The sequence below is a fragment of the Bacillus sp. 220_BSPC genome (genome assembly GCF_001054655.1).
Classification (GTDB): domain Bacteria; phylum Bacillota; class Bacilli; order Bacillales; family DSM-1321; genus Peribacillus; species Peribacillus frigoritolerans.
Genome location: NZ_JVPL01000269.1, coordinates 1 through 369 on the forward strand (window position 1 = coordinate 1; position 369 = coordinate 369).

At 40.1% G+C, this 369-nt stretch carries 1 protein-coding gene; it reads right to left on the reverse strand.

The window, feature by feature from the left end:
• Window positions 1-369 (reverse strand): transposase (locus ADA55_RS21315; RefSeq protein ID WP_048687477.1); only part of this gene is annotated, 369 nt, incomplete at both ends.

A 369-nucleotide genomic window follows, 5' to 3' on the forward strand; every position in this document is an offset into this window, starting at 1 on the left:
GCCCTCAATTTCTTTCGTCCCCGTTTGGTAATCTTGGTCTGACCTTTGTGCTTTCCTGATGTGTTTTCTTTTAAACTTAAACCTGCTAATTTTACGATTTGGCGAGGATGTTGATAGTCTCTGAGGTCGCCGACCTCTGCGAAAAACCCTGCTACAGTATCTCGACCAATCCCTGACACCTCTAACATTTGTGTGACACCTGGGATATGGTCTAATAACTGATCTAATTGATAGTCTAATTCTTTGAATTTCATTTGAATAAAATCATACTTCTCTAATAAAGCTCTCAACTCTAATTTCGCCATAGCTGCCCCTTGAAGAATACCAATCGAACGATTGGCTGCTTCTTTAAGTGCTCGTATCTTCTTT